This is a genomic window from Streptomyces sp. NPDC045899 (genome assembly GCF_056431485.1).
This window is the reverse complement of the sequence record NZ_JBWKKP010000004.1, coordinates 282,612-295,587: the sequence shown is the minus strand read 5'-3', so window position 1 is coordinate 295,587 and position 12,976 is coordinate 282,612. Positions and strand designations below refer to the sequence as shown.

The following is a 12,976-nucleotide window of genomic DNA, read 5'->3' as shown; positions in this document are numbered from 1 at the left end:
GGGCGCCCGGGCGCGGTACGACCTGCCGGTGCCGTGTGACGTCCGGGCGCGGCCGCGGTGGTGCGCATCGGACGGGGCCTCACGGGCGGCGCCCAGGGCTGATCGTGATCGGACATGTCGTTGGCTCCTCGTGGGGGTCCCGTCCCGGTACCCGGTAGGAACGGGACCGCCACGACAGCAGCTCACCAGGGAGCTCGTACACCCCGCCGCCGAACCGCGTGGCAGGGGCACATGATCCACGCCGAAGGGTTGTGCACGCCCACATCACCCCCGGTCGCGGGCTGTGATCAGGTGTTCAGCAGTCGGTGTGCGGACAGCGCGAGGGACAACTCCACGACGTCGCGCGGGCGGTCCAGCGAGCGCCCGCTCAACTGCTCGTAGCGGCGCAGCCGGTTGAGCACCGTGTTGCGGTGGCAGAACAGCAGTTCCCCGGCGCGGCGCGCCGATCCATCGGCCTCCAGCCAGACGGCCAGGGTGGCCAGCAACACGTCCCGGTCGGCCGGTTCGAGGGCGAGGACGGGGCCGAGCATGCGGGTGGCGAGGGCGGAGGACAGCTCCGGGGAGGAGACCACCAGCGCCGCCGGGTAGTGGTCCTCCAGCAGCGCCGCCTGTCCGATACCGGGGCAGGCGCGCAGGGCCGTATCGGCCAGCCGCCGCGCGGTGTTCACCGCGGCCAGACCGTTCACCTCGGGGCTGACCCCGGCCCGGCCGCTCGGCGGCACCCCCAGTTCCCTCACCAGGTCCGCCGGGGAGGTCCCTTCGGCCAGCAGCACGATGGCGTGCGCGCTGCCCTCCCGGGTGTGCCACACCGTACGGCTGCCGCCGCGCACCTCCGGCGGACGCGGGGCGCGGGGTGAGGAGTCATTGCCCTCCAGCGCCACGACCACGTAGCGGCCCTGCTCGGGGAGGCCGAGAACGGCCTCCGCCTCCGGGAAGTCGCTGACCCGGGCGGTGCCGTCCAGGAGGGCGGCGACGATGATCCGGTAGCGGTTCTCCCGGTGCCAGGCGAGCTGCCGTCCGACCTCGTGGTACGCCTCGGCCACCAGGGTGCAGTGCTCGTCGACGAAGTTCCAGACGTCGGCCGCGACGTGGACCAGCGCCTGCGCGCCCTGCGGATCGTCGCGCGAGGCGGTGTCCAGGAGGTGTTCCCAGACGACGGTGCAGCCGATGCGGTACGCGTGCAGCAGCGCGTCCAGCGGGAAGCCCTGGGCGGCGCGGTCGGCGCCGATCCGCCAGGACACCGAGCGGGCCGCTTCCCGGGCCTCCTTGGGGTTGAGCAGCGAACGGACGTTGCTGCTCAGCGAGTCGTGTACCTCGCGCCACAGCTCGTGCGGATCGACGCAGGTGGCCCGGTAGGCGGGCTCCCGCTCCTTCATCAGGGCGACGATCCGGTCCGTCAGCCGGGGCAGTTCGTCGACCATCACCAAGGTCGTGCGGTGCAGCAGCGCGATGGTGTCCGTGTCGGCCCGGGAGCGGATCGGCGGGCGGGCGGCGGGCATCCGGGGCAGCGCCCGGACGCGGTCGGTGGACAGGCGGGGAGCGGGTCGTCCCACGGCGGGGACGGAGGGGCGGGAACCGGAGACGGTGACTGGGTGCATGACGTTCCTCCACCTGTGACGTGCAGTGCCGCTCCGCGCGGCGTGATGAGGCAGGGGCCCGCTCCACGGCCGGTGCCTCATCGCCATTGCACCACCGGCATACCACCTGGTCGGTGCCTTCCGCGATTTCGTTACCGGTCCGCCGCCCCGCACCCACTATCGATCACGACGTCGCCCCAACGGAACACACCCCTCCTCTTAGCCTCCCCGGTTCTCATGACAAGACGGCGGGGGCACCGCGAAACGGTGCCCCCGCCGCTGTCCCGGTGATGTGCGACCGGGACCGGATCACCAGCCCTTGGTGACGCGGTGCGCCGTCAGCGAGCCGCAGTTGGAGCCGTAGGTCCAGGTGGACTGGTTGTCGATGCCCCCGGCCCAGTCGACGCACTTGCCGCGCCCGTAGGTGTAGACCGGTCCGGCGTAGGAGCGGTAGAGGCCACTGTCCTCGACCGACTCGGAGGCGCCGTGTGCGTAGAGGTAGGCGAACATCGGAACCGGTGAGCCCGCCGTGTTGCGCACGGTGACCACGCAGTTCTTGCCCTTGGAGGAGTTGTAGGTGAGGAAGACGGTGCCCTTCGACCCGATCGGTGCCGAGTTGACCACCTTGTAGCCGCTTCCACAGGCCCCGTTGTACGCGGCCTTGGCGGCGGCTGACGCCTGCGGGGCGAGGGCCGCGGTACCGGCGATGGCGGAAGCCAGGACGGCGGTCGCGGCGATGCCTCGGGAAATCTTCATTTATCCCCCTTGTCTCCTAGACGCTTCTTGCGTCTGAAAAAAGTGACATGTATCGACCGAAGATGGTTGTACCGCGTTGAACCGCTTCTTCGTTCGACCTGTGGCCCGACCGTGGCGCGGCCCTGATCCGGAATGAACAACGGACCGCTACGCCGCGTACCGGATGGGCGAGGCGGGGCCCGGCCCCGCTGTGAACCGGAGCCTGGAGGGCCGTATCGGATGACCTCGTACCGCACCGCCACCGCGGCCGCCCTGTTCGGGGCCCTCCCCTGTCTGCTGACGGCACTGGCCGCCGGGCCCGCCGCCGCGCACGGCGCGCCCACGGACCCGGTCAGCCGGACGGTGGCCTGCTCCCCCGCAGGCGGGAAGGACGCGGAGTCGGCCGCGTGCGAGGCCGCGGGCCGTGCCTCCGGGCCGGGTGCGGAGCACTGGGACAACCTGCGAGTGGCGGGTGTGAACGGAAAGGACCGGCAGAGGATCCCGGACGGGAAGCTGTGCAGCGCGGGGCTCGACGCCTACCGGGGGCTCGACCTGCCGCGTGACGACTGGCCGTCCACCCGGCTGACCGCAGGCGAGGACCTCACGCTCACCTACCGGTCGACCATCCCCCACACCGGGACCTTCGAGCTGTACCTCAGCAAGGAGGGCTACGATCCGAAGCAGCCGCTGACCTGGTCGGACCTGGAGGCGAAGCCGTTCGCCACGGCCACCGACCCGGCATTGAAGGACAACGCGTACCGGATCAGGGCCAAGCTGCCCGCCGACCGGACCGGCCGTCAGATGCTGTACACGGTCTGGCGCAACAGCAGCACACCCGACACCTACTACTCCTGTTCGGACGTGGTGCTGACGGCACCCGCCGACGCCACGGCGTCCGGGGACCGGCGGCCGGAGGAACCCTCGCGCACCGCACCGGCCGGACGGTCCCCCGCCGCCCGCGCCGCGGCGGCCGGCGGCGGTGCCGACGGCGACGACGGGGACTCCACCGCCCCGGTACTGCTGGCGAGCGGGGCCGCGGTGCTGGTCCTCGGCGCCGGGGTCGCGGCGACCGTACGACGGCGGCGGCCGCACCGCTGACCCCAGCGGAGCGCGGCGGACGGCTCACCGCCGCCGGATCCGGACGCACCGTGCCCCTTGAGGCCGTCGGCGCGTGGTCATACGTTCCCCCACGCGGTCCCCGCAGGACACTCCGCCCACACCGTGCGGCCCGAGACTGAGGGGTCACCGCCGGACCCTGGAGGAGCCATGCCCGCATCTGTGTTCAGCCGTCGTCACGGCGTACGCGCCGCGGCCGTCACCGCCCTCGCGCTCCCGCTCGTCGCCCGGACCCCGCACGCCGCCGCGGACAGCCCCTCGGGGGACGGTCCGGGGCTGACCGCCATGACGTTCAACCTCCGCTACGCCTCCGACACCGAACCCAACTCCTGGGCGCGGCGCCGCCCCGCCATGCGCGAACTGCTGCGCCGCGCCCGGCCCCATCTGCTGGGCACCCAGGAGGGGCTCTACGGGCAGTTGCGCGATATCGCCCATGACCTCGGTCCGCGCCACGCCTGGCTCGGCACCGGGCGCGCGGGCGGCAGCAAGGACGAGTTCATGGCGGTGTTCTACGACACCGAGCGGCTGGAGCCGCTGGAGTACGACCACTTCTGGCTCTCCGACACCCCGTATGTGATCGGCTCGAACACCTGGGGCGGGGCGGTGGTCCGCATGGTCACCTGGGTCCGGTTCCTCGACCGGACCACCGGCCGTCGGTTCTACGCCCTCAACACCCACCTGGACCACCGCAGTCAGCACGCCCGGGAACGGGCCGCCGCGCTGATCACCGAGCGGCTGCACGGGCTCGACGGCACACTCCCCCGCGTCGTCACCGGGGACTTCAACGTGGCCGCCCACGGCAATCCCGTCCATGACGCGATGCTCGACGGCGGGGCGCTGGTGGACACCTGGGACACCGCCGAGCGGCGCGGGAAGCAGTACGCCACGTTCCACGGCTACGGACCGCTGGTGCCCGGCGGGGACCGGATCGACTGGATCCTGACCTCACCGGGGGTGCGCACCCGGCACGCCGTCATCGACACCTTCTCCCTCGACGGACAGTTCCCCAGCGACCATCTGCCGGTGCGGACGGTGCTGGAGTTCTGACCGGGGCGGGGGCGGCGCACCCAGCGGAACCGGGGATGCCCGAACGGTCATCAACGGGATGATCCGACGCCCGAAGTGCCCCCGGGGGCGCCCGACCTGCGTCGTCCGTACCGGGAATGCGCAACCGACGACGATTGCCCCCAGATGCTGCGCCGTTCTCTCCCTCGGGGTGCTGGCACTGCTGGAACACCCCGAGCAGATGGAGGCCCTCCGCAGGGATCCCTCGCTGCTGCCCGGGGCCATCGAGGAGTTGCTGCGCACCTTCAGCATCTCCGACTCCGGCACCGCGCGGGTCGCCCTGGAGGACATCGAACTCGACGGCACCGTGATCCGCGCCGGTGAGGGCATCCTCGCCCTCAACAACGCGGCCGACCACGACGAGACGGTCTTCCCCGACCCGGACACCTTCGGCATCCGCCGCACGGAGGCCCGTGATCACCTGGCCTTCGGCTACGGCATCCACCAGTGCATCGGCGCCCATCTGGCCCGGGTGGAGCTGGAAGTGGTCTACTGCACCCTGCTGCGCAGGATCCCCGGTCTGAAACCGGCCGTGCCGATGGACCAGTTGCGCTTCAAGGACGACGCCATGGTGTACGGCGTCCACGCGCTGCCCGTCACCTGGTGAACCCCGGCACGGCCCGGCCGCGGGCGAGCACCGTCCGGGGCGTCAGGCTCCGCGGCTCGGCGGGTCGTCCAGATCGCCGTCGCGGAGCAGCCGGAGCAGGGTGGCGGTGGCCAGCAGCGCCACACAACCGGTGAAGACCAGCCCGGCCGTCCGTACCCCGACGGTGACGGACAGCGCGCCCACGCCGATCACCGGGATCGAGATGGCCAGGTACATCAGCACGAACAGCGCGGAGGTGACCTCGGCGCGCCGTTCGGCCGGGCTGCGCTGGGTCACCGCCCGTACCGCAGCGTGGAACGAGAGCCCCTGCCCGGTGCCCGCGACCACCGCGCCGAGCACCAGCAGGAGCAGCGAGGAGGCGGCCAGCGAGCCCGCGATGGCGGCCATGCCCGCCACCAGGAGGGAGCATCCGCCGGGCAGCGCCCGGCGGATACCGAGGGGCTGGGCCAGCAGCTGACCACCGAGGGACGCGGCGAACACCGAGAACACCACACCGCCGGCGACGGCGAGGTCCCGCACCCCCTCCACGTCCATGAGGAAGGTCGGGGTGACGGAGGTGAACAGCCCCAGGGTGGCGAAGCCCGCGAACCCGGCCATGGAGGCGGCCACGAAGGTGGAGCGCATCTCACGGGGCACCCGCAGCCGTTCCGGCCGCAGCGGGGGGCGGCCGGTGCGCCGTACGGTCTCGGGAAGGCCCAGCACCCCGGCCGCGGCCACCGCCACCAGGACGAGGTCGACCACGAACACCAGCCGCAGCGGGGCCGGTGCCCACTGCGCGAGCGTGCCCGCGAGGAGGGAGCCCAGGCCCAGCCCGCCCAGGTTGGCGACGGTGGCGACGAGGGTGGAGGAATCGCGAAGCCGCGGGGGCGCCAGTTCGATGACGGTCACCGTGGCGGTGCCGGTGACCAGCCCGGCCGAGAGCCCCGACAGGGTGCGGCCCGCGAAGAGTTCCGGCAGTCCGTCCGCGTCGAGGAAGCACAGGGCGCTGGCGCCCGACAGCACCAGGGCCGCCAGTATGACGGGACGTCGGCCGACGGCGTCGGACAGATGGCCGAACAGCAGCAGCGCGGCGATGACGCCGAGGGCGTAGACGGCGAAGATCACCGTGGCCATGAACGGGGAGAAGCCGAGCCACCGCTGGTAACTGTCGTAGAGCGGAGTCGGCAGAGTGGTGCCGACCATGGTGACCACAAAGGCGTAGGCGGCCACGACGAACGGCCAGGTCCGGTCCGCTTCGTATGGCTGAGTCCCCATGCTGCGTCATTTCACCACAAAGGGACGTGATTCCCTTGACCCCGGACCGCCGCCCGGCGCAGCGTCGCCCTCCGGGCCGTGCTGCGGCCGCCGTCCGGGAGCACTCACCGTATGGGGCAGGATAGGCATCTTGCGCGGGGCCGAACGGATGTGCCCCGACGCGACCCGTAGTTCCCGGCTCGAGCAGGTGACAGCGTGACAGAACAGCACTCCGGACGGCCTTCCACCCCGGTGGAGACAGGGGGTGGTGACCGGTGAACCGTGCACTGACCCTGCACGACATCATCGTGGTCGGCGCGGCGCTGCTCGCCAGCGTGGCGGTCGGTCTGCTGTTGCGGGTGGCCCTGCGCTGGCTGGGAGTGCGCGCCCGGCGGACCCGGTGGAGCGGCGACGACATCATCGTCGACACCCTGTGCAGCCTGGCACCGTGGGCGGCGCTGGCCGCCGGCTGTTCGGCGGCCGCCGCGGCGCTGCCGCTGACCTCCTCGGTCCGCCACGACGTGAACCAGATACTGGTCGGGGTGCTGATCCTGGTCACCACGGTGACGGCGGCCCGCGTGGTGGCCGATCTGGTCCGGACCGTGGCGCTGTCCCGCTCCGGAGTGGCCGGAACGGCCACCATCTTCGTCAACATCACGCGGATAGCGGTGCTGGCGATGGGGGTGCTGGTGCTGCTGGAGACGCTGGGCGTCTCCATCGCCCCGCTGCTGACGGCACTGGGAGTGGGCGGGCTCGCGGTGGCACTGGCCCTTCAGGACACCCTGGCCAATCTGTTCGCGGGCGTGCACATCCTCGCCTCCAAGACGGTGCAGCCGGGGCACTACATCAGGCTCAGCAGCGGGGAGGAGGGCTATGTCGTGGACATCAACTGGCGGAACACGGCGGTGCGTCAGCTCTCGGACAACCTCGTCATCATCCCCAACGCCAAACTGGGCAATACCATTATGACCAACTATCACCAGCCGGAAGAGCAGATGTCCGTCATGGTGCAGGGCAGGGTCGGTTACGGAAGTGACCTCGCCCATGTGGAACGGGTGACGCTGGAGGTCGCCGGGAAGGTGATGGCCGCCGTCGCGGGCGGGGTCGCCGACCACGAGACGACCGTGCGGTTCCACACCTTCGGCGAGTCGGGCATCGACTTCTCGGTCTTCCTGCGCGCCCTGGAGTTCAGCGACCAGTACCTGATCAGGCATGAGTTCATGAAGGAACTCCACTGCAGGTTCCGCACCGAGGGCATCGAGATCCCGCTGCCGACGCGCACCCTCGTCCTTCCCCAGCAGGAACAACCGCTGGGCGGACCGGGGTTCATCTCCTCTTCCTCACTCTGAGTCGCCGCTTCATCTCATACGTACTCCACATGACTTCCCGTCCGGCGATGAAGTGGTCATGACCCGGTGTACCCGAATGAGCACAGGGTTCCCCTTGTGACGTATTTCATACCGGCATAGAAATGACATAACAGTTCGTAGAGAGTCTCCTACACTTTTGGTGCGTACTGTTGCGTGACGGTTGGAACAATTCATGGAGCACCAGAGGTCACTCATGCAGCCTTTTGCACTGAGCCACGCAATCCCGGCCGACGACCAATCGCCGGTGATTGTGCCCTACTCGTATAACGTCGCCCTGCAGTTGAATGTCCTTTCCGACGGGCGTCCGGCCATCGCCGACCGTGCGGTGCTTCTTGCCACTGGCACGACCACCTCAACGGCGGGTTCGAAGACGCACTTCGACGACTGACCGATAAGAACTTCGATGACGGTACTCATCCTGACGTGCCGCCAGGATGTGACGGCGGACCTGGTGGTGGCGGAGCTGCGCGAACGCGGCGTCCCCCTCGTCCGCTTCGATCCCGCGGACCTGCCCGGGGACGCCGCCATGTCGGCGGACTTCGACCGCGGCGACTTCACCGGCTATCTGTCGACCGGGGGGCGCCTGATGAGCATGCACGGCCTGCGCTCCATCTGGGTGCGCAGGCCGGGGCAGCCCGCGGCGCACGCCAAGGAGCCCTCGGAGTGGCTGACCGCCGAGTGCGGCCAGGCCCTCTACGGGATGCTGTACTCCACGACGGCCCGGTGGATGAACCACCCCGGGGCCGCCACCCTGGCCCGCTGCAAACCCTTCCAGTTAAGGATTGCCCAGCGGAGCGGTTTCGCCGTGCCGGCCACTCTCGTCACCACGTATCCCCGGGCGGCCCACGAGTTCGCGACCGAGTTCCGCGACATCGTCGTGAAATCCACTTCCGGCCCGCCCAGCGTCGATCCCCCGGTCACCCTCCCGACCACCCGAATCGGGCCTGAAACGGATTTCTCGGACGTCGCGGCGGGGGCCACCCTTCTCCAGCGGTTCATTCCTAAACAAGCTGACATCCGGCTGATCTGTGTCGGTGACCAGTTGTTCGCAGCGCGTAAGGTCTCCGCCGCCGACCAGGTGGATGGCCGCTTCGGCCACCATGGACATCTGTGGGAACCGGTGGAAGTCCCGGACAGAATCGCCCGCTCGATCCACGAGTACATGTCACTGACGAATCTCGCCTACGGAGCCTTCGACTTCGCCGAGGACGAGGATGACGTGTGGTGGTTCCTGGAGTGCAATCAAGGCGGTCAGTTCGGGTTTATCGAGCTGGAGACCGGCCAGCCCATCGCGGCGGCCGTGGCGGCCTGGCTGGCCGCGCCCCGCACCTCCGAAGGCTGACCCGCACCGCCGAAGGCTGACCCGTACCGCCCGGCGGCGACCGACTCGTCGCCCCGGCCGGCCGGTCGTACCCTGAAACCGAGAGCTCCTGCCCCCTCAAGCGCGGGAGGTCCGGATGACCGCGCCCGAAGGACTCCTCCGCCCCAGCGGGATGGACACCCCGCGCTACCTCCCGATCGCCGAGCACGGTCTGATCGGCGATCTGCGGACGGCGGCGCTCGTCGGCACCGACGGCACCATCGACTGGTACTGCTGTGGCCGGTTCGACGCCCCCAGCGTCTTCGCCTCCATCCTGGACGCCGACCGCGGCGGCTGCTTCGCGCTCGCCCCGGACGTACCGGTGCGGAACAAGCAGTTCTACTTCCCCGACACCAACATCCTGATCACCCGGTTCTTCGCCGACGACGGGGTCGCCGAAGTACAGGACTTCATGCCGATCGTGGACGACTCCCGGGAGGCCGACCGGCACCGGCTGATCCGCCGGGTGCTGTGCGTCCGCGGTTCGATGCCGTTCACCGCGCGGGTGGCCCCCCGCTTCGACTACGGACGGCAGACCCACACCCTGGACATCGGACCCACCCACACCGTCTTCACCTGCCCCGGTCTGTCGCTCGCGCTGACCTCCAGCGTCACGGTCGAGGCCGACGGCCAGGACGCGGTGTCCACCTTCAAACTGGTCGAGGGCGAGAGCGCGGTCTTCGCGCTGGACCGGATCGGTGACTCGGTCCAGCTCCGGTCCTGTCCACTGGCCGAGGCCGAGGAGCAGTTCGGCGCGACCGTGCGCTACTGGCGCCGCTGGCTGTCCCAGTCCCGCTACCGGGGGCGCTGGCGCGAGATGGTGCACCGTTCGGCGCTCACCCTCAAGCTGCTCACCTACGCCCCCACCGGCGCCATCGTGGCCGCGCCCACCACCAGCCTGCCGGAGCTGATCGGTGGCACCCGCAACTGGGACTACCGGTACGTCTGGGTCCGCGACGCCGCCTTCTGCATCTACGCGATGCTCCGGCTGGGCTTCACCCAGGAGGCCGAGGACTTCGTCCGCTTCCTGTCCGAGAACATCCGCTTCCACGAGGGTGCGCGCGGACCGCTCCAGATCATGTACGGCATCGACGGCCGCAGCGACCTCCCCGAGGAGGAACTGTCCCATCTGGAGGGATACCGGGGCTCGGCCCCGGTCCGGGTCGGCAACGGGGCGGTGGAACAGCTCCAACTGGACATCTACGGCGCCCTGGTGGACTCGCTGTACCTCTACGACAAATGGGGCCAACCGCTGTCCAGTGCGCACTGGGACACCATCGGCGACCTCGTCGGCTGGGTCTGCGACCACTGGGACCAGCCGGACCGGGGGATCTGGGAGGCCCGCAGCGGCGACCAGCGGTTCCTGTACTCACAGCTGATGTGCTGGGTCGCGATCGAGCGGGCCATGCGGATCGCCTCCCGCCGTGGACTGCCCGCGGACACCCTGCGCTGGGCGCGGGCCCGGGACACCATCTACCGCCGGATCATGCGCGACGGGTGGTGCGCGGACCGGCGGGCGTTCGTCCAGCACGAGGGGGCCGATGTGCTCGACGCCGCGGTGCTGATGATGCCGCTCGCCAAGTTCATCTCCCCCACCGACCCCAAGTGGCTGTCCACCCTGGACGCCTTGGGCGATGAGCTGGTGTCCGACTCACTGGTCTACCGCTACGACCCGCAGCGCAGCCCGGACGGACTGCCGGGCGAGGAGGGCACCTTCTCGATCTGCTCGTTCTGGTACGTGGAGGCGCTGGCCCGGGCGGGGCGGGTGGACGAGGCCCGGCTGGCCTTCGAGAAGATGCTGACGTACGCCAACCACCTCGGGCTGTACGCGGAGGAGATCGGGCGCACCGGTGAGCAGAGCGGCAACTTCCCGCAGGCGTTCACCCATCTCGCCCTGATCAGCGCCGCTTTCAACCTCGACCGGGCACTGGGCTGAGCGGGTCGCGTCGGACGATAGGTTTGACCTGTCCATGCGTAAGTCTTTCCAAGGGACGTTCATGTCACAGCCACCACCGCCCGGAAACCCCTACGGCGCGGTTCCCGGTGCCGGGTACGGCGCGCCCCAGGCCCCGGCGGCCCCTCCGGTGCAGCAGGCACCGCAGCCGGTGCCCGGCGCCCCGGCCCACCCCGGTGCGTACGGCCAGCCGGGCCCGTACGGCCGGCCCGGCGGCCATCCCCAGCCCGGGGCATACCCGCGGCCCGGGGTCCATCCCCAGGCCGCGGCCCACGGTCAGCACAGCTGCCGGGTCTGCGGCGGGTTCCCCGCCGCGGACGTCACCTTCCGCAGCCACCAGGGGCTGGTGCTGCTGATGACCTTCCGCAAGCTGGAGGGGCCGTTCTGCCGGATCTGCGGCACCTCGGTGTTCCGCGACATGATGAGCAGGACACTGTGGCAGGGCTGGTGGAGCCCGTTCTCCGCGGCGCTGTTCAACCCGTTCACCATCATCGCGGACCTGGTGGCGCGCTCGAAGGTGAACAAGCTGCCGGACCCGGGACATGACCAGTTCGGCGCGCGCCCGGCCGTCGGTGAGCCCGTTTTCCGGCGTCCTGCGTCGTTCGTGGTCCTCCTGCCGGTGTTGTGGGTGCTGTCCCTGTTCGTGCTCGCCGCGCTCGGATAGATAGGGTTGGCCGTCATGGGGAACGGGGAGGGGCTCGCCGCCGGGCCGGAACAACACGGCGGCCACGGGGCGACGACGGGCTGGCAGGCACCCAGCCGGGTCGAGCGGGAGCTCTACGCGGCGAAGAGCCGCGGTGACTGGGCCGCGTACTTCGATGTGCTGGCGCGCACGGACCTGTTCGTGGCCGACTCGTACACCCGGCTCCAGACACATCCCAGGACCGTGCGGTTCACCCCGTACTGGTACCAGCAGGTCGGGGCGGAGTGTCTGCCGGTGTTCACCGAGGGCATGCTCCCCGCTCCCCATCCGGAGACGGTCTTCCTCTCGCAGTCGCTGGAGTGGTTCGCCGACGAGTGGCGGCCCGACGATCCGCCGTGGATCGTCATCAACCCCGGCACCCCGTGCGAGACGTTCTTCCCCGCGGGGCCCGCACAGCGCGCTCTGTGGAAGCAGCACGCCCAGAACGCCCCGGGCTGCGGCCACTCCCATCTGGAGCTGCGCGGACTGGACTCCGGCGGGGCCACGGAGGGGCCGGTGGCCCACGGACTGGCCTGCGCGGCACTGCTGTTCGTGAAGAACGGCGAGCTGTGGAACGCCATGGCCTACCACGGCGGTGGCTACACCAGCGAGCGCAACCGGCTCAAGGAGTGGTGGGGGGTCACCAGCCGCGCGGAGTGGCAGCGCACCCAGGAGGTGCTGCTCACCGCCGAAATGATCAGCGGTGTCTGGGAGTTCGCGCTGGGCGTCCGCCGCTCGCTGGCCCTGGACTTCGCAGGACCGGTCGGGGTCGACCACTGGCGGGCGGTGGCCGAGCGGGTGCTGCGGCGCAACGCGGCCGAGGCCGAGTTCCAGATCACCCCCGACGGGGTCACCAGGACCGAACCGCGGGAGAACGCGGAGGTGGAGGCACAGGTCGCGGGTGTCCAGCGGCTGATCGGGCGGATCGCCCGGTACGAGGCGCGGTTCCGGGCCGACGGGCTGCTCACCGAGGGCACGTTCATCCGCACCGTGGAGGCGTGGGACTACGGCCGGGCCTCGGGGATGGCTCGCTGGGGACTGGCCGCCCGGTTCTGCACCCTGCCGGAGGCCGAACACGCGGTACTGCGGGCGAGCCGCGCGGCGCAGGCCAACTACCGCTCCTGGGAGGAGTTCTCCGCCGCCTACATCCTCGGGCGCTGTCTCCACTTCGACGAGGAGGAGTTCGGCAGCTGGTACGAGGACATGCTCACCGCGCACCGCATCCTGACCACCGACCCGGCCAGCCCCTGGCTGACCATCCCGTTCGGCTAGGACGA

General features: G+C 70.5%; 12 protein-coding genes. 9 read left to right on the top strand and 3 right to left on the bottom strand.

From position 1 onward, the window contains the following. Positions 1 to 287: 287 nt before the first annotated feature. Together AC07FT_RS08155 and AC07FT_RS08150 are read right to left on the bottom strand one after the other, a co-directional pair. A complete protein-coding gene (locus AC07FT_RS08155) occupies positions 288 to 1,598 on the bottom strand; it encodes a PucR family transcriptional regulator (RefSeq protein ID WP_479174951.1) in 1,311 nt (436 codons plus the stop codon). 288 nt (positions 1,599 to 1,886) lie between these two features. Further along, a complete protein-coding gene (locus AC07FT_RS08150; protein WP_479174949.1) occupies positions 1,887 to 2,333 on the bottom strand; it encodes a spore-associated protein A in 447 nt (148 codons plus the stop codon). A 219-nt stretch (positions 2,334 to 2,552) separates the two neighbouring features. On the opposite strand from AC07FT_RS08150, the gene AC07FT_RS08145 reads away from it, so the two are divergent. From AC07FT_RS08145 to AC07FT_RS08135, 3 genes are all read left to right on the top strand, one after another. Beyond that, positions 2,553 to 3,410, top strand: a complete 858-nt coding sequence (locus AC07FT_RS08145) for a lytic polysaccharide monooxygenase (protein WP_479174947.1) — start codon at positions 2,553 to 2,555, stop codon at positions 3,408 to 3,410. 168 nt (positions 3,411 to 3,578) lie between these two features. Next, complete coding sequence (locus AC07FT_RS08140) at positions 3,579 to 4,475, top strand: endonuclease/exonuclease/phosphatase family protein (protein ID WP_479174945.1); 897 nt, start codon at positions 3,579 to 3,581, stop codon at positions 4,473 to 4,475. Positions 4,476 to 4,644: 169 nt separating this feature from the next. Then, the gene (locus AC07FT_RS08135; RefSeq protein WP_479174944.1) at positions 4,645 to 5,100 is read left to right on the top strand and encodes a cytochrome P450; all 456 of its coding nucleotides are present in this window, start codon (positions 4,645 to 4,647) and stop codon (positions 5,098 to 5,100) included. Positions 5,101 to 5,142: 42 nt separating this feature from the next. On the opposite strand, the gene AC07FT_RS08130 is transcribed toward AC07FT_RS08135, so the two are convergent. Then, positions 5,143 to 6,354, bottom strand: coding sequence for an MFS transporter (locus AC07FT_RS08130; RefSeq protein ID WP_479174942.1), 1,212 nt, complete (start codon positions 6,352 to 6,354; stop codon positions 5,143 to 5,145). 254 nt (positions 6,355 to 6,608) lie between these two features. Here AC07FT_RS08130 and AC07FT_RS08125 point away from each other — a divergent pair, with 254 nt between their 5' ends. From AC07FT_RS08125 to AC07FT_RS08100, 6 genes are all read left to right on the top strand, one after another. After that, positions 6,609 to 7,682, top strand: a complete 1,074-nt coding sequence (locus tag AC07FT_RS08125; RefSeq protein WP_479174940.1) for a mechanosensitive ion channel family protein — start codon at positions 6,609 to 6,611, stop codon at positions 7,680 to 7,682. Positions 7,683 to 7,896: 214 nt separating this feature from the next. Then, a complete protein-coding gene (gene tgmA, locus AC07FT_RS08120; protein ID WP_431771550.1) occupies positions 7,897 to 8,091 on the top strand; it encodes a putative ATP-grasp-modified RiPP in 195 nt (64 codons plus the stop codon). Positions 8,092 to 8,106: 15 nt separating this feature from the next. Beyond that, positions 8,107 to 9,045 carry an ATP-grasp ribosomal peptide maturase gene (gene tgmB / locus AC07FT_RS08115; protein WP_479174939.1) on the top strand — a complete coding sequence of 313 codons (939 nt, stop codon included), beginning with the start codon at positions 8,107 to 8,109 and terminating at the stop codon, positions 9,043 to 9,045. A 115-nt stretch (positions 9,046 to 9,160) separates the two neighbouring features. Next, positions 9,161 to 10,999, top strand: coding sequence for a glycoside hydrolase family 15 protein (locus AC07FT_RS08110; RefSeq protein ID WP_479174937.1), 1,839 nt, complete (start codon positions 9,161 to 9,163; stop codon positions 10,997 to 10,999). A 61-nt stretch (positions 11,000 to 11,060) separates the two neighbouring features. Then, a complete protein-coding gene (locus AC07FT_RS08105) occupies positions 11,061 to 11,681 on the top strand; it encodes a hypothetical protein (RefSeq protein ID WP_479174935.1) in 621 nt (206 codons plus the stop codon). Between the two features lie 15 nt (positions 11,682 to 11,696). Further along, positions 11,697 to 12,971, top strand: a complete 1,275-nt coding sequence (locus AC07FT_RS08100; RefSeq protein ID WP_479174933.1) for a DUF1266 domain-containing protein — start codon at positions 11,697 to 11,699, stop codon at positions 12,969 to 12,971. The last annotated feature ends 5 nt before the right edge of the window (positions 12,972 to 12,976 follow it).